Here is a 16,828-nt window from a genome sequence, read left to right as displayed (position 1 = left end):
TCTCGGAAACGCCCTGAAAGCGTTTTCGAGGGCTCTTTTGGGCGCTTTAGTGTAATTAAACGTCCGGTTCTACCGGGGACATAAAAAAGCTTCAGCGAACGCTTTAAAAAAACCTCCGAATATGATAAAATAGTAGTAATTTGGCGACTGCATTACTAAATTAAAATACACGGAGGTTATAAACAAATGAAATTAAGCACCTAACATATAAGGGCTGCCAGTGAATGTAATGCGGTGCTGAACCCTCAGAGTCTCTTGAGAGGCAAAGTCAGTAACAGTTCCTTTTTGGAGCAAAGCAAACCACCACTTTTGTGGTGGTAATGATTATAAAAAGTCACTTTAACTATGCGTGCTAATATCCTCTTTCTAAAATCATCTCCGTCATTTCCTTCTCGGCAACAGACTGCTGTATGAAAAATACAATAAGAAGAATAAGGACTCAGTAACCAAACGGTTATGGAGTCCTTTCTGCTTTCATAAGACAGATAATGTCTGTTAGAACTCTATTTTAAATATGAAATTTCCAGAGCTGAAAGCAAAGATAATTCTGATTTTGGAATATACGGCACAGCGATATTTTTCCAGTTATACTTAAAAATGAGAGCAGTCAGCACATCTGTCATCAGGTTCGGCTGTTTGGTGTCGATCACAGGCGTAAGATCATCACTATGCCGCCCATTGTCATTTTAACGGACAGGGCAATATATCGCCTATGCCTGATCATGCAGCTTGCTGATTCTTTTTGAATCTTTTGTAAACGAGTGCAAATTTCGCCCGAGTTCTGTCCTATATATGTGAAACGTGTATTCAGTTAGAGCAGGCTGGCTCTTTTGACCAAATTTCATTTTTTTACTTGCTGTTTTATATTGCTCGGAACAGATTCAACCAGATCTTTTACAATATGAATCTCTCCACGGAGTGTAGATCGCTTTGTTTTGACACTTTTTACGAAAATTGATTACATTTATTGTTGGTTTATTGGTTGCATAAAAGCAAAACCCCTGATTCGAGATGAATCTAGGGGTTTTGCGACAGGCTGAGCGTCCCGAAAATTATCGGAACGCTCTTATTTATTTCTTCTTGTCAGAAAGCTCAGTGATTATCTGAATGAACGAATCAACGTCAGAGAAGTCTTTGTAAACGGAAGCGAAACGCACATATGCAACGTGGTCGAGCTTTTTCAGACCCATAAGCACCATATCGCCTATCTCGCTTGTAGTTGTCTCAGTCTGCATTTTGTTTGCAAAGGTGTTCTCTATATCGTCAACAAGGTTTTTCATATCGTCAACACTGACGGGACGCTTTTTGATAGCGTTCTGAATGCCTTTTATAAGCTTCTGTCTGTCAAAAGGCTCAAACGAGCCGTCACGCTTGTATACCATAAGCTGTGGCTTTTCGACCACCTCGTAAGTAGTGAAACGCTTTCCACATTTCGGACACTCACGGCGGCGACGCTTTTTTCCCTCGCTTGGACGTGAATCTATTACTCTTGTATCTTCATAGTTGCAAAAAGGACATCTCATTATTAACACTCCTTAGTTAAGAGAAAATGTTGTGTGTGATATTGCATATATTGTGCTTTTATTAATTAATTATACCATAGATTGTGGACGATTGCAAGAGGGTATTAAAAAAAGTTTCGGTAAAGGGATTCAGCAGTTTTGCGGCAGACAAACCATAGCATAATTGTAGGGGACGGCGCCCTCGACGTCCCGTTTCTGGTAGCGTCAAAGTTTTGGCTTTGTCACAGATTTGTGTAGACATTCCGTGCGGATAATGTATAGTTCGTCGGGCAAACAACCAGGGGACGTCGAGGACGACGTCCCCTACATGGGTAGTGCAATATTTATGCACGGATATGGCAGACTTGAAAAAAGTTTTAGTGTACAAAAAAACAGACAGCAGAAGCCGTCTGTTTGTGTTTGATATATTACTTGTTAAGATATTCGAGATTTTTTCTGATAAGCTCGCATCTCTGCTTTACGCAGTCAACAGAACGCAGTGGGTCTGACGGAGTGTTGAATGTGTAATCCATAAGCTTGTCGATCGTTGTTGCCGCAACGTGAAGTCTTGTGTCTGATGAAGCGTAGTAAATATACACGTCACCGTTTTCACGAACGATCGCGCCGTTTGTGAACGCAACGTTTGATACGTCGCCCACTCTTTCACTGCCGTGTGGTGCAATGAAAAGTCCTGACGGCGAAGCGATTAGCTTGGAAGGGTCTTTAAGGTCAGTTGCAAATACATAAATTACGTATCTAAGACCTGCGGCTGTGTTTCTTACGCCATGTGCAATGTGTATCCAACCCTTTGGTGTCTTGATAGGCACTGCGCCTGCACCGTTCTTTACCTCTGTGATTGTGTGATACTGCCTTGGTGAGATAACAACTTCATCTGTGCAGATAACAGGGTTTGTGATGTCTTCGCAAAGACCGAAGCATACTCCTCCGCCTGAGCCGGTTTCGATAAAATCGTCCTGTGGACGTGTGTAGAATGCGTACTTTCCGTCAACGAACTCAGGGTGAAGTACAACGTTTCTCTGCTGTGGTGACTTGGACTTGAGATTAGGAAGTCTTTCCCATGTCTTAAGATCCTTTGTCCTTACGATTCCAGCCTGAGCTGTTGCGGCAGAAAGATCGTTTGAAGTCTTGTCTTTGCTTTCTGAGCAGAATACACCGTATATCCAGCCGTCCTCATGCTGAGTAAGTCTCATATCGTATACGTTTGTTTCCTCCGGTTCAGTGTCAGGAAGCTGAACAGGGAAGTCCCAGAAACGGAAGCCGTCAACAGGGCTGTCGCTCTCTGCTACTGCAAAAAATGACTTTCTGTCATTGCCCTCAACTCTTGCAACAAGGTAATACTTGCCGTTGAGATAAATAGCGCCTGAGTTCAGTACTGCGTTTATGCCCAATCTCTCCATGAAGTATGGATTTGTCTCAGGGTTCATGTCATATTTCCAGATAATAGGTGCGTGTGCGGCTGTCAGAACAGGGTAAACGTATCTGTCATAAATTCCGTTGTAGCTGTCTGACACAATGTTTTTTCTGTTGATGAGAGCCTCATATTTGGCTGTCACCCTTGCTTTGTTTCTTTCAAAATCTGTCATATCAAGCAATTTCCTTTCGGTAAAAAATCTTCTTAAACAAGTATACTATAATAATTCGCTAATTACAAGTACCACTGAAAACATCAAACGATTACATGAAAAAAGTTTTACGAACTGCATAAATACGGTGCATTTTTTACCGCCTGTGTTAATGTTTTCTACAAAAGGCTTTCAAACTGCATATTAAATATTTGAACTTTATATGCATATTTTATACGATATTGATTGTAATATTGTGTTTTAACAATACACATGGATTTCATTGTGCAAAGTGTACAATGAAATTGCTGATAATTGTGCTATAATGGTGATTGACAATAGCTTTATATGTGTTGTATAATTATAGCAAGATTTAATATATGAACTCATCAACTACACACGGACAGCTTTGATGCTAAAATATTGAATTATGGAGGAATATTTTATGAATTACAAAAAGTACATAGCGGCTGTAATGGCTTTGTCAATGGCAACAGGAGTAGCGGGTTGCGGAAGCTCATCAAACTCTTCAAGCAAGGCGGAGGACGATTTTTCTGCAACAGAGAACGTTGCGGTAGCTGACACGGAATCTATCGAGGCTATCCCTGAGGGTGCTGAAAAAGAGATACTTTATCTCGGCGAGGGCGACCTTAACCCTACTAAGGGCAATCCTGAGAAGAGTACAGAGCTTCAGCTTTTTGAGAGCAAGGGCGGAAAGATAAGATTCCAGCAGACTTCAAATGAAGACAGGTTTGATAATCTTGCCGCTGCTATCACAGCTAACAAGGATATCCCTGATATATTCAAGTATGAGTGGCTTGCATTCCCCTCACAGGTAGTAAAGGATATGTATCAGCCTATTGACAGCATAGTTGATTTCAGCCAGCCTTTGTGGTCTGCAACAAAGGATACAGCAGATCAGTTCATGCTCAATGGAAAGCACTATGTTGCACCTCTTGGCTATTCTGCTTCTGCGATGCTCTGCTATGATAAGGATATCATTGACGCAGAGGGTCTTGACGATCCATATGAGCTTTATGTAAACAATGAGTGGACTTGGAAGAATTGGGAGGATATCATGTCCTCATATGTTGGCAACGCACCGGCTGATACTGAGCGTTACGGTGTAAACGGCTTCTTCAGAGCGCACGTTGTTCAGCAGACAGGCAAGCGTCTTGTAAACTATGACCCTGCAACAAACGAGTTTTCAAGCAACCTTAACGACCCTGATATCGAAAAGGCTCAGAACTTCCTTTATAATATGATGAAGGATGGACTTATCCTTAACGGCTGGGTAGGCTCTGCAAGAGATTGCTTCAATCAGAACTGCTTGTTCTATGCAATGGGCGAGTGGGCTTACACAGGCAACCAGACTCCGAAGGAGGGCGAGAACTGGGGCGTTGTTCCTATTCCTCAGTATGACGATAATCAGCAGAAGATAACAACTTCTGATATGACAGCTTTCATGTGGGTAAAAGGCTCAACAAGAAGCGAAGCTGTTAAGTGCTGGTTCGAGTGCGTAAGAGCTTCAAAGACAGATCCTAAGTATGAGCAGACAAACAAGGACAAGTTCATGGAGAACAACCCTAATTGGACAGACGAGATGTATGATGTGAAAATGGACGTTGTTTCTGACGATTACCTTATGCTCTTTGACTATGCTTACGGTATATCTTCCGCTCTCGGTGACAGAAAGCAGTTTGACGGAAACCAGTGCCTTGTTGACGCACTCTACAGTGATGCTTCAAATGTTAATGAAGAAGGTGTACAGTCCACATGGACGCAGGTTCGTGAGAAGTATTCTGCAACTGTAGATTCCGAGATAAAGGAACTCAACCAGAAGATCGCAAGCCTTAAATCATAATAAATAACTCCTGATAAAAAAATAACGCAGGCTGTAAAAAGTCTGCGTTATTTTTATGCGTATTTTAGAATAGCCCAAGACCTAAAGCTGTGCGGACTGTGATGAAGATAAGCCCGGCAAAGGCGAGTATGGTAACTGGTGCGGTGAGATAGATGACTATCTTTTTGCCTTGTGAAACGTCAGGGCAGAAGTTTATGAGCCTGAAGCTGTCACGGTGATACCTAAGCTCTTTTACAAAAAGTACAAGTCCTACTATCATAAGACCGAAAGAGAGAAGAGCGACAGCAATTATTATCATTGGTGCTGTGCCTGTGATCTGACCTTTTTCAAGGTCTGCGGCAAACTTGTCAAAGTCTATGGAACCAAGTGCGACGCTCTGAATTGCTCCGATAGTGTTCATGGTGAAGTGAAGTATCAAAGACGGGAAGATAGATCCTGTTTTTGCAACCATAAAGCAGGCACACATACCCATAACAGCCGCATAGAGTATCTGCTGATAGCTTCCATGCCAAAGACCGAATGTCAGACCCACCATTATAATGCCTGTGAGCTGTCCGCATTTTTCAGCATTTCTGAAAAGCGTACCTCTGAACATAAGCTCCTCAAAAAATGGTGCAAGCACTGACATTGCCAGCACGCTCGTTACGCCCCCCAGGGCAGTGCCGCTTGAAGTGAAGTCAACGCCTTTAAGGCTCGTTCCCGAAGCTTTCTGCACATATGAGAAAATAAATGTGTTGATATAATTTGCGGCATAGATAAGCCCGAATGATATGACGATCCATTTTGCGACCCATTTTGCAGGCATTGAAGGCTTTCTGAAACAGGCTGTTATTTTCAGACCTTCTTTTTTGCCGCTCACAAGTCTGAATACCACAAGAACTATTGGCACAACTACTAGATACTGTATGCAGTAGCTCACAAGCTGAGCGATATCCTCATAGTAGGCGGACTTTCCTGCGATATGGTACACCGACAAGTCGCCAAGTCTTATAAGTACGATATCAAGCACATAGAAAATTATCACCATAAGTGAATTTACGTTTGAGGTTTTTCGTATAAGTTTTATTGTATCGTTATTCATTTTATGATCTCCATATTTGCGTTATGTGTTTTACAAGAAAATTATATCACAGGTGGAGTTTTGTGTCAATCGAAACGTTGTACTACTAGTGAGGAATGAGGAGTGAGGAATGAGGAATTGTGGTATCGCCTGCGGCGATGATTTTTTTTTATGAAAAAAGACCGCCCTATGATGAGCGGTCTTATATGTACTATGAAATTAGAGCTTTACTATCTCGCCGTACTGCTCTCTGCCTGCACCTACAGCGTTTGACTCGTCTGTATCAATGTGCATAGCAAGAGCGAACTTGTCGCTTACTCTGATAACAGTGTCGCAGAGGATAGCTGTTCTTTCTGCAGACTCTATCTTGACTGCAACGATATCCTTATCCTTTACGCCGAATGTTTCAGCGTCAGCAGGCGTCATATGGATATGTCTTTTAGCAACGATAACGCCCTCAGAACACTCTACTTCGCCACATGGGCCAACAAGCTTGCAAGCGCCTGAGTCTGCTGTGTCGCCTGACTCTCTGATAGGAGCGGCAACACCGATAGAACGTGCGTCTGTAGCTGAAAGCTCGATCTGGTCTGCTTTTCTTACAGGACCGAGGATAGAAACATTTGCAAGCTCTTTCTTAGGACCTACAACTGTAACTCTCTCCTCACAAGCAAACTGACCAGGCTGTGAAAGATCTTTCTTCTTTGTAAGTGTTGCACCCTTTCCGAACAGCGTTTCAAGAGTTTCCTGAGTAACGTGAACGTGACGTGCAGATGTTTCAACGATAAACTTTGGCATGATGAACATTCCTTTCAATTATTGTATTTACATTTCTATTTTACTACTATTTTCGCCACAGGTCAAGGGGTAATTTAACTTTGGGTAACAAATTTTTTGTCATGTTGATCAAAAAAACAGCGGCTGCCGTTTGAGACAACCGCTGTGTGCAGTTAAGAGATCAGTTATTTCTTGTGTTTTTTCTTTATTCCCATTGCCGCACTGCCGCTTATCAACAGCATTGCAAGCCAAAGGCTCATACCACTGCCGCTTCCGGTCTGTGGATTTTTCTGCTCGCTCTTAGGCTTATCAGCCGTGGAGCTGTCTGCCTTGATTTCGCTTGAATCGTTTTTCGGCTTTTCTGCTGTAGAGCTGTCTGTCTTGCTCTCGTTAGTATCGTCTTTCGTTTTATCTGGCTTTGAGTTATCTTTTTTGTCATCACTTGGAGTGTCTTTCAGCTTATCTGTAATAGTGTCTGCCTTTTGTATCTCCTTTGTGCCGTCCTTGTCACCGAAATACTTGCCGCATTCTTCGCAGTACCAATACTCGATATTTCCCTCTTTGTCATGTGTTGCGTCAACTTTATCTATATGTGTGAGCTTTCCATGATTGTTCTGGTCGATATCGCCGTATTCACTGCCGCAGATATCGCAGGTGGCTTTCTTTGTGCAGGTCGCTTTGCCGCCGGAATGTGTACACTTGTATCCACACTCTGTACATTCGCCTGCGTTCCATTCGTGGGATTCTCTCTCGATAGTTACCTCGCCGCAGCAATCATATTTTTTCTCATGTTCTTTGGTGTCAAAGTCCCAAACAGGTTTGCCTGTGTGATTTGTCGGGTCAAGGTCGCCGTATTCTTTATTACAGAATTTGCACTTTGCTTTTTCAGTACAAGTCGCAGTGCCGCCCACATGGTTTTCGAGCACGGTTACTCCTTTTTCACCTGTGATGACAAAACCGTCTTTGAGTTTTGCCGAAGCGTAAACCGTCATTGTTCCGCTCTCAAGATCTGACGCACTTACCTTTGCGGTGTAAAGATCGTCTTTTGCGGTAAACGCCAATTCTGTACCGTCGCCTGCAAATCTGAAGCCTGCTGTCACGTCAGTACAGCCCTCAGGCAGAGCAAATGTAAATTCATAATCACCTAAAGGACAGGTCTCGTCAGTTCCGTTTATGGATATCTTCAAAATAGTTGATTTTTTCGTTTCATATCCGCAAATTGTACATTCCTGCCAATATTCACCGCCTTCCGTATTCCACTTGTAGGCGTGAAGTTCCTTTTGGCTGTCAGTTCCGCACTCACTGCACTGCTTCCAATGTCCGTTTTCGTCGGATATATAATCGCCGAAGCTGTGTTCGATAGGCTCGCCCTCAGTAGCCTGACAGCGTTTGCAGGTCTTTGGAGCTGTGCAGGTCGCTTCTTTCCAATCATGTCCCAATGGGTTTATAGGCTCATCTTTGTACTGTGAACATTCGGAGCAATTAAACCTCTTCACACCCTTATCGATGCAAGTCGGCTCGGAGATTATCTTTCCCTCGTCAAATATATGTCCGTCTTCTGCGCAGTTTCTTTTTACTGTAAGCGTTGCTTTTTCCGATACCCAAGTACCCACATAGTCCGCATTTTCAGCGTTTTTGACCGTACATCTGTACATATATCCGTTAAAGCTTATGTTCGTTGCACAGGTGGTGAATGTAGTCGACCATTCTTCCTTGCCGTCCACGACTTTTGAATCAAGAGAGAACGTTCCGTCAGCTTCGGTAACGTCTGCAAAAGTCTTTCCATCGTCCTTGCTCACCTGCCATATCACCTCAGCTCCGTAAGGATTTCCCTGAGCGATAGGAAGTGTGAACGTAGCCTTTTCTCCGCTGTTTATGGTCTTATTGCCGAGTGAGGCTGTAAACTCAGGAGAATAATATATTGTAAGCTTTGCCGCATTTGAAACTACAGAGCCGTATTCATTTGATACAACACAGCGCACAAGCTTTCCGTTGTTTTCTTTTCGCACTTTTAATGAATGTGAATTGTCGTTGGTATATGGGATATCAACGAAAGTTTCTCCGTTATCGCTGCTTTCCTGCCACTGATATTGGAGCGGTTCACTGCCTGTTGCTTCTACATTGAAGAAATAGTAACGTTCAATTACGATAGTTATTTCTCCGGGCTTAACAGGTTTAGGCTGGCTAGGAGCGTTTGTTGCACCGCTTTGCGGATGTTTTACTATGACCGGTGCTTTTTCGGAGAAGTTTATCGTAACAGGGCCGAAAACGGTCGGCTCAGTTTTTTGTCCGTCGCCTGTTGATACCCATGTTTTGCATCTTATCTGCCAGCCGTTCATTTGGCTTTCTATAGTAGGCTCGTAAACAGAAGAAGTTTCGCCGTCAATGGCGGTGAAAGTCTTTCCGCCGTCCTTGCTCACTTCCCATAGGTAATTCAGCCGTACTGCGCCATTTGGTGTATTGTTTGTGACCTCGAATTTTGCCTTTTTATCCAAGTGGAATTTGTCAGGAGCAGTAAATACCGGCTCGTCAATGAAGATATATGCGTCATAGGTATAGGAATGATTGAGCTTGGAATCCCAGCCTAAATAATATACATCTGCCTGATAATGCGTACCATTGTCACTGTTGCCCATACGCCCCACATACATGCTTGTGCCATGGGCATTTATTTTTGTGCGCTTGTCGTTTTCAACACTGTACCATTCTACTCGGATATCACTGTCTTGCAGTGAGGACGGCTCGTTTTCCATTGTTTTCAGCGTAACGACGTCGTTCTTTTTCACAACAAAGTATTTTAATGTTATAGGATCAAAAGGTATCCTATGCTCTAAGATATTCGTTCCATAACGCAGATTAAAATAGGTGTTCTCATCTTCAAGAGTGCCGTCAGCTTTTATTTTAAAAGCATTCACGCCATAAATGGAATCCTGTGACTTGAGCCAGAGATGAAGCTTGTTTCCGTCATGGAATATTTCTGAGCGGTTATAGCCATAAAAATCGTCATATGGCGGCTGACGTGTGTTAGCACTGCCTATAAACTCATTGCCATCTGCACCCCTTGCAACATAGGTGTACTTGTGTACCGAGTTTCCTTTTGCGTCCACAGCCTTGCCGTTGTCATTGAAGTCAGCGCTTCCGCCTGATATCTGCAAGATTACGTTGTCACCAAGCGTTCCAGAGTAGTTTCCGCTATCAATGATGACCTTGCCCTCTCCTACAATGTTAAGTCCTCGCACGATCGCACTGTTTGTAAATTCTATCGTGCCGCCTTTCAGCTCGATAGGATAAGTGAAATTATATGTTTTATCAGGGGAGGTCTTTAATTTTAAAGTTGCGCCGTCATAGACAATGATCTTCGGAAGCTCAAAACCGCTTTTGATATCTATGTTCATTTTGATATCGCCTGAAAGTATGTTTACATCAAATGGAACGTTGGTGTCCAGATCGATTTCATATATATCTTTTAGATCTATTCCGCTTGCTAAATAAAATGTTTCATAATCATGCATATCCTTGAAATATGACATTTTACCACGGCCATTATCATCTTTTATATAGATGTCATCCATGTTTTCTGTATAATACTCTGTATACCCTCCGAAGCCATACTGCGCAAACTTCTTGAAGTCAGCGGGACAAGTATCGCTTTCATAGAGTTTCAGCCGTCCCGAAACTGTTATTTCGTTGCCGCCTGATTTACGGAAACCACGATTGACGCTTTCATAATCCACATACTCTGTTCCGGCACGGACACGTCCTTTTCCTAAAAATTTTATGGCGTAATGGTGAACTTGTACGCCATATTCCATGAATCCCGGCGTGGACGGATTAATGTTTCTGCCTTCTACTGTGGCGTTGTTCTTTATTACGATACCGCCTGCTTCAAGGCCTGAGGTGTATTCTGAATCATACTCTTGTGGTTTGTATATCTCTTTAAAGACGTTACCTTCGACCTTACTGCCGTCAACTGTCAAAATTCCATATACCATTATTCCTGCAATAGTTGAACCTGCATTGTTGAAATATCCGCCTGAAGTGAGATTTTTTGGTCTGTAGTGTGTGTAATTGGTGCACTCTCCCTTAACAGGTCTGTATGTAGCACGACCCTCTACGGTGGTATTAGTGCCGTTTACATAAAGCGACCCCTCGACATAAATGCCGTTCATGCCCACAGTTGGTCCGTTTGCGCAAGCCCAGACAGTACTGTAGTCATTAACTATCATATTATACTTTACGATAATGCAAGCGCCGAAGCTTTCGCACGATACATTAGTAGCATTTTGTTCAGTTCCGTCGCCGATAGTAAGATTTGAGCAGTATATTGCTGCGTCATGTGTTACTGCTGAAAATGTTCCGTCGCCAATGATAGTGATATTACTGTCAGGAGCGTAAATTCCGCTGTAGCTCTCATTGTATTTTGTTGCGGCTTGGCTTGAAAATGGGCTGTCGCCAAGATCAATGCTGCCGACAAGCTTTATGTTCAGATCTTGTTCGCCTTCAACGTATATAAGACCAAATCGGCTGGGTCTTTCGCTGTTGCCGTTTATACGTTTGCCTATAGTCGCCATATTGTAACCAAGAAGCGTCAGGGTCTTGCTTTGTATATCGTATTTCCAGCCCTGTTTGCTCCATGTTTTATCAGACGTTACCTGTTCTTCACCTATCCATATGCCATATTCTGTGACCGCAAATGCGTTCAAAGGCGTAATGGACATTACCATACATAGAGTAAGTATGATGCTCAATAACCGTTTTTTCACCTTGTTTCCCCCATTTCGTCGTCTTTTGAAAGTTTAAAATCGAATGTCATTTCCAACATTGCAAACAGCTTATACATGACCTCTGTGGCGATAGCTCTAATATCAAGCGATTTGATAAATGCAAGCACTTTTGCCTGTTCTTCCTCCGGTACTTTATACACTCGCATTGCCGCCGTAAGAAAACGTCTAAGCTTGTGGTCAAGAGGAAAATGGATATCGCATTTTCTTGCCATATAGTTGCGCATTATTCCTGATGTTCCAATTTCCATTTCATAGAAATCGCTTTCGGTATAGCCCGGAAAATTCGAGCCGAATATCTGTTTCAGTTCCGCCGTAGTGTGGACATAGATATACTCAGCCGTTTCAGGCATAGTATAAGCTTCAATGTAGATCTCTCGGAGATTTTCATTCAGCTCAGTGAGGGTTATCTGTATGGCAGTTTCCACAGCATATGTGTATATCGGCGACATATTATCACCAACAATGTTCTTTGCCACTCCAAATTGTCCGCTGAACATCGTGCCCACAAGTTCCATTAGAATAGCGTCTTTTGTGGAGAATAAGTTCTGAAAGCTTCCTCTTGCAACGCCAGCTTTTTTCACTATCTGTGAGATAGTTGTCTGTTTATACCCCTGTTCCAGAAACAGTTGGACGCATACAGTGAGTATCTTTTTTTTCGTTTCGATACCGTCTTTTCTTGTAGAAATATGTATCACCTCTTTTCATTGTTTATTAATAATGATTTATAATTAGTATATGTATTAGTTATAGCATATGTAACACAATTTGTCAAGTGTTAGAAAGGGGTAACAGCGAAATTTTACAATGGGCAACGATTTTTTTGTATTATTTTTGCCTTAATGATTTAAAGCAAAACTCTTGTATTATTATAAAAAGTATGGTATAATCAAATTACGAATTTTTTGTATATTTCTAAGGAGGAAATAATTATGAGTATGTATATCACTTGTCTTGACCTTGAGGGAGTTCTCGTTCCTGAGATATGGATAGCTTTTGCTGAGGCTACAGGTATCCCTGAGCTTAAAAGAACAACAAGAGATGAGCCTGACTATGACAAGCTTATGAAATACCGTATCAACATTCTTAAGGAGCATGGTCTTGGTCTGAAAGAGATCCAGGATACTATCGCAACTATCGACCCAATGCCAGGCGCAAAGGAGTTCCTTGACGAACTGAGAAGCTTCACTCAGGTAATAATCATCAGCGACACATTTTCGCAGTTCGCAGGTCCTCTTATGAAGAAGCTTGGTTATCCTACTATTTTCTGCAACACTCTTGAAGTTGCTGACAACGGCGAGATCACAGGCTTCAAGATGAGATGTGAAAAGTCAAAGCTCACAACTGTAAAGGCTCTCCAGTCTATCGGTTTTGAAACTATCGCAAGCGGTGACAGCCACAATGACCTTGGCATGATACAGGCAAGCAAGGCAGGCTTCCTTTTCAGAAGCACAGACAGCATAAAGGCTGAATATCCTGAGCTTCCTGCTTATGAAACATATGATGAGCTTATGGCTGCAATAAAGGCTGCTATGGACTAATAGTCTTTAATAAAGGAAAAACATAGATGAAAAAGGTAATATCACTTATAATGGCAGCGGCTTTGTCACTGTCTGCGGCAGCTTGCGGTCAAAGCGCTGACAGCAGCGTGGTTGATAAGTCAAGCTCAAAGGCTGATGAAAAGCCTGCGGTGGAAAGCTGTAAGATAGCTGATGATAAGTTCGATACATATGTGTCGAACACTTACGTTGCCACGGGAAACAATTTTGTGGTAAAGAAAGCTAACGAGGTAACATACAGAGCATATTTTCCACTGGAGGAATACGGAGAGCTTGAATACGCTTTCTATTTTTCAAATACTGTGGATTCTACATACAACGCTGACGGAAAGCAGGCTTTTGCAGGCAAAGAGGGCGGAGAGTATGAGATTTCCTCGGCTTATGTCTGCGACGGTGGAACAGGTCCGGATGACGAGATAACCTCACGCACTGAGGTAACATTTGACGGTGCAGGCTCAAAGAAAGTCGCACCTGCGGAAACTTTTTGGAGCGACCCTGTTACGCTGAATATCCCTGAGGATCATTATCTTGTGTGGGAGTGGACGGTGACGGGAAGAGATATCCCATGCAACAAGATGTCAAACCTCACGTCTACCACATCATCGAAAAACGGCAGCGATTTCACTTATTGTGACGATGTGCCACTGCCGCTTCTTATAGGAGCAAAGCGTGATGTGAAATATCGTGTTACGGCTATCGGCGACTCTATCACACAGGGCTGTATGACAGACTTCATGGCGTATGAGTTCTGGGCGGCACGCATTGCAAAAGAGCTTGGTTCTGATTATGCTTTCTGGAACTGCGGTCTTGGCTGGGCGAGAGCGAGCGATTGTGCACAGAAAGGCAATTGGCTCGGAAGAGCGCTCAACAGCGACATCATGATAGTTGCGTTCGGCACAAATGACATTGTTTCGGGCGAATACGGTGGAGATGGCGGAAACAATGCCGACGAGGTGAATGGCTATATAAGCACTATCCTTGAACAATCTCAGGCGGCAGGCTGTAAGACTATCTTGTTCAATGCTCCTCCACAGGATTATGACGAGGAACACGAAGCGGTGAGAACCGCACTTAACGATACTGAAAAGCAGACGGCTGACAAATACGGCGCAGAGTATTTTGACTTTGCGGCACAGCTTTCAACACCTGAAAACCCAGCAGGTGCGCTTTATGGCGGACACCCGAACGGCGAGGGTGGCAAGGCCGTGTGCGATGCATTCATGAAACAATTCGCAGAGCTTTTAGGCAAATAATATTTGTTTTTATACGGCGTTGTGTCTTTTGACACTTCGCCGTATTTTTTTACAAAACAATACCAAACATAATCTGCGATATGTAACGCATATTATATATAGTATCTTCGCTTTTGCCGTGAATATTTTATCATATGAAAAGTTTATACTTCTGACATAAGTTTCCCTTGACAAACGGGGTTAGTTTATGCTAATATGAATATGGTTAGTAAATACTAACTAAATTAATGAAAAGGAGGAGTTAAGAAAAGTATGAGCGTTATAATAGTAGGCGGAAATGACCGTATGGCAACACGCTATAAGGATATATGCAAATCATATGATTGCAAGGCTAAGGTGTTTATCAAATATCCTACAGGTTTTGATAAGAAGATAGGCAGTCCTGATCTGGCAGTGGTGTTTACTGATACAGTGTCACATAAAATGCTCAATGGTCTTAACCAAAGAGCAAGCAAACTTGATTTTCCCGTGGCTATATGCCATTCATCAAGCTGTTCGGCTTTGAAGAACGTGCTTGAAAAATATTGTACTAAAGGCGTTGTAAACGCATAGATCTATATGTATAGGTTAGGAATTTCTAACCAAAGGAGGGACTATGTCACAGTCTGAGCTGAGAAATTTTGAAAAAAGCATGGCTTATCATCTTGCCCCTGCAATGCTTGGAATAAAGCCTGCCTGTCTTATGTCAATGGAAAAGAACAAGGACGGGCTTGAAGAGAATGTCGAGCTTTTCAACAGCAGGGCATATACAAAGGGCATGAAGCTAACAGTGCTTTGCGAGTGCAAAAGCAGAAAGCTGCTTTTTCTCTATAACGAAAAGCTTTTATCTGACAGACTTGCAGACATAAGAGTGAGAAAGCTTCTTGAAAGCTTTGGCTATGACAGCCGTATGACCCTTGAACAGCAGCTTGAAAGGCTGTCTGGAAGAATATCCGCAAGTGAGGATTTTCCTCATGAGATAGGTCTGTTTCTAGGCTATCCTGTTGATGATGTTACAGGGTTCATACAGAACAAGGGAAGAAACTATCTTCTTTGCGGATATTGGAAAGTCTACTCTGACGAAAACAGAGCAAGACGTATTTTCAGCAATTATGACAAGTGCAGAAATTATCTGTGTAATAAACTTGCTCAGGGCGAAAGCATTTACCAAGCCCTGAAAATTTCTTAGGAGGTAATCATAATGAAAACAGCAGTAATTTATTGGAGCGGTACAGGCAACACAGAGGCTATGGCAAAGGCAGTTGCAGAGGGTGCAGGCGCAGAGTGCTTCGCAGTTTCTGAGTTCAGCGGCAATGTTGAGGATTATGACGCAATAGCTCTTGGATGCCCTGCAATGGGAGCAGAGGAGCTTGAGGACAGTGAGTTCGAGCCATTTTTCGCAGGTATCGAGGGCAAGCTCTCAGGCAAGAAGATAGCACTCTTCGGCTCGTACGGCTGGGGTGACGGCGAGTGGATGCGTCAGTGGCAGGACAGAGTTACGGGCGACGGTGCAACACTTGTAAATGGCGAGGGACTTATTGTAAACGAAACTCCTGACGACGACGCTCTCGCAAGCTGCAAGGCTTTGGGCGAGGCTCTTGCTAAGTAAGCGTATATCTCCAATGTAATAATGTAAACTGCAAACGCAGGCGGAAAAAGGCAGTTTTGCTTTTCTGTCTGCGTTTGTGCAGTGATTAAGTTATTGAAAACTAACTAAAGTTATGTTTAACTAACTTATGATTTTGTGCAAGCTTACAAAATTGAAAAAACGGCACATTTAGTCTTGACAAATTCGGTTAGCCGTGCTAAACTATATTATGGGTTAGAAAATGCTAACCCTTTTAATAAGCCTGAAAGTTAGATTAATCTAACTTTTGATACTGACAAAAGAACAGGAGGGTCTGAATGATGCCGCTGACATTTGCAAACGTAGGGGAAGAAAACATGATAAAGAAAGTAGGCGGAAAACCTGAAACAAGAAAGTTTCTTGAAAATCTGGGTTTTGTCGCAGGTGGAACGGTAACGGTAGTAAGCACTATCGGAGGAAACGTTATTGTTAAGGTCAAAGAATCAAGAGTAGCTGTTTCAAAGGAAATGGCTGCGAAGATAATGGTATAGGAAACATTTGGCGGTCAAGCCATGATAAATATGTTTGAAGATATTTTGTATAGTTAGGAGGAACAGGTTATGGCAACATTGAAAGAAGCTAAGATCGGTTCAACAGTTACCGTGAAGAAGCTCAACGGCACTGGTGCTGTAAAGAGAAGGATCATGGATATGGGCATCACAAAGGGTGTTGAAGTCCATGTAAGAAAGGTTGCGCCTTTGGGTGACCCTATTGAAGTAACGGTCAGAGGCTATGAGCTTTCGCTCAGAAAGGCTGACGCTGAGATGATCGAAACGGTCTGATACATAGTTCAGGCAAACAGCAAAAAATTTCATCGGCAGAGCTGATGTGTACTTAGAAGATGAG

General features: G+C 42.7%; 14 protein-coding genes. 8 read left to right on the top strand and 6 right to left on the bottom strand.

Features of this window, described 5'->3' with window-relative positions; genetic code table 11:
- Positions 1-1,070: 1,070 nt before the first annotated feature.
- Complete coding sequence (gene nrdR, locus KQH97_RS02945) at positions 1,071-1,523, bottom strand: transcriptional regulator NrdR (protein WP_022288601.1); 453 nt, start codon at positions 1,521-1,523, stop codon at positions 1,071-1,073.
- A gap of 407 nt (positions 1,524-1,930) precedes the next feature.
- Positions 1,931-3,106: a glycosidase gene (locus KQH97_RS02940; protein WP_117928113.1), complete on the bottom strand. Its 1,176-nt coding sequence runs from the start codon at positions 3,104-3,106 to the stop codon at positions 1,931-1,933.
- 424 nt (positions 3,107-3,530) lie between these two features.
- Between KQH97_RS02940 and KQH97_RS02935 the strand changes: the two genes are divergently transcribed.
- The gene (locus KQH97_RS02935) at positions 3,531-4,949 is read left to right on the top strand and encodes an ABC transporter substrate-binding protein (RefSeq protein ID WP_181979838.1); all 1,419 of its coding nucleotides are present in this window, start codon (positions 3,531-3,533) and stop codon (positions 4,947-4,949) included.
- A 64-nt stretch (positions 4,950-5,013) separates the two neighbouring features.
- On the opposite strand, the gene KQH97_RS02930 is transcribed toward KQH97_RS02935, so the two are convergent.
- The 4 genes from KQH97_RS02930 to KQH97_RS02915 form a co-directional block, all read right to left on the bottom strand.
- A complete protein-coding gene (locus KQH97_RS02930; protein WP_216552629.1) occupies positions 5,014-6,030 on the bottom strand; it encodes a CPBP family intramembrane glutamic endopeptidase in 1,017 nt (338 codons plus the stop codon).
- 198 nt (positions 6,031-6,228) lie between these two features.
- Positions 6,229-6,804 carry a phosphate propanoyltransferase gene (pduL, locus tag KQH97_RS02925; protein WP_253286352.1) on the bottom strand — a complete coding sequence of 192 codons (576 nt, stop codon included), beginning with the start codon at positions 6,802-6,804 and terminating at the stop codon, positions 6,229-6,231.
- A 164-nt stretch (positions 6,805-6,968) separates the two neighbouring features.
- Positions 6,969-11,546 (bottom strand): NPXTG-anchored protein, encoded by a 4,578-nt coding sequence (locus KQH97_RS08835; RefSeq protein WP_216552627.1) that lies wholly within the window; start codon positions 11,544-11,546, stop codon positions 6,969-6,971.
- Positions 11,543-12,262 carry a TetR/AcrR family transcriptional regulator gene (locus tag KQH97_RS02915; RefSeq protein WP_367614651.1) on the bottom strand — a complete coding sequence of 240 codons (720 nt, stop codon included), beginning with the start codon at positions 12,260-12,262 and terminating at the stop codon, positions 11,543-11,545. Before KQH97_RS02915 ends, KQH97_RS08835 begins: the two co-directional genes overlap by 4 nt.
- 240 nt (positions 12,263-12,502) lie before the next feature.
- Here KQH97_RS02915 and thrH point away from each other — a divergent pair, with 240 nt between their 5' ends.
- The 7 genes from thrH (at position 12,503) to KQH97_RS02880 (ending at position 16,764) form a co-directional block, all read left to right on the top strand.
- Positions 12,503-13,105: a bifunctional phosphoserine phosphatase/homoserine phosphotransferase ThrH gene (thrH, locus tag KQH97_RS02910; protein WP_038673078.1), complete on the top strand. Its 603-nt coding sequence runs from the start codon at positions 12,503-12,505 to the stop codon at positions 13,103-13,105.
- Between the two features lie 26 nt (positions 13,106-13,131).
- Positions 13,132-14,376 carry an SGNH/GDSL hydrolase family protein gene (locus tag KQH97_RS02905; protein ID WP_216552625.1) on the top strand — a complete coding sequence of 415 codons (1,245 nt, stop codon included), beginning with the start codon at positions 13,132-13,134 and terminating at the stop codon, positions 14,374-14,376.
- A gap of 252 nt (positions 14,377-14,628) precedes the next feature.
- Positions 14,629-14,928: a DUF2325 domain-containing protein gene (locus KQH97_RS02900; protein ID WP_022288593.1), complete on the top strand. Its 300-nt coding sequence runs from the start codon at positions 14,629-14,631 to the stop codon at positions 14,926-14,928.
- 43 nt (positions 14,929-14,971) lie between these two features.
- The gene (locus tag KQH97_RS02895; RefSeq protein WP_117858587.1) at positions 14,972-15,544 is read left to right on the top strand and encodes a DUF3793 family protein; all 573 of its coding nucleotides are present in this window, start codon (positions 14,972-14,974) and stop codon (positions 15,542-15,544) included.
- A 12-nt stretch (positions 15,545-15,556) separates the two neighbouring features.
- Positions 15,557-15,964 (top strand): flavodoxin, encoded by a 408-nt coding sequence (locus KQH97_RS02890; protein WP_038671242.1) that lies wholly within the window; start codon positions 15,557-15,559, stop codon positions 15,962-15,964.
- A 296-nt stretch (positions 15,965-16,260) separates the two neighbouring features.
- Positions 16,261-16,473 (top strand): FeoA family protein, encoded by a 213-nt coding sequence (locus tag KQH97_RS02885; RefSeq protein ID WP_022288590.1) that lies wholly within the window; start codon positions 16,261-16,263, stop codon positions 16,471-16,473.
- 69 nt (positions 16,474-16,542) lie between these two features.
- Complete coding sequence (locus tag KQH97_RS02880; RefSeq protein ID WP_022288589.1) at positions 16,543-16,764, top strand: ferrous iron transport protein A; 222 nt, start codon at positions 16,543-16,545, stop codon at positions 16,762-16,764.
- Positions 16,765-16,828 lie beyond the last annotated feature (64 nt).

It is taken from the genome of Ruminococcus sp. MSJ-25 (assembly GCF_018917825.1).
Lineage (GTDB): Bacteria > Bacillota > Clostridia > Oscillospirales > Ruminococcaceae > Hominimerdicola > Hominimerdicola aceti.
This window is presented reverse-complemented; position numbering and strand designations above follow the sequence as displayed.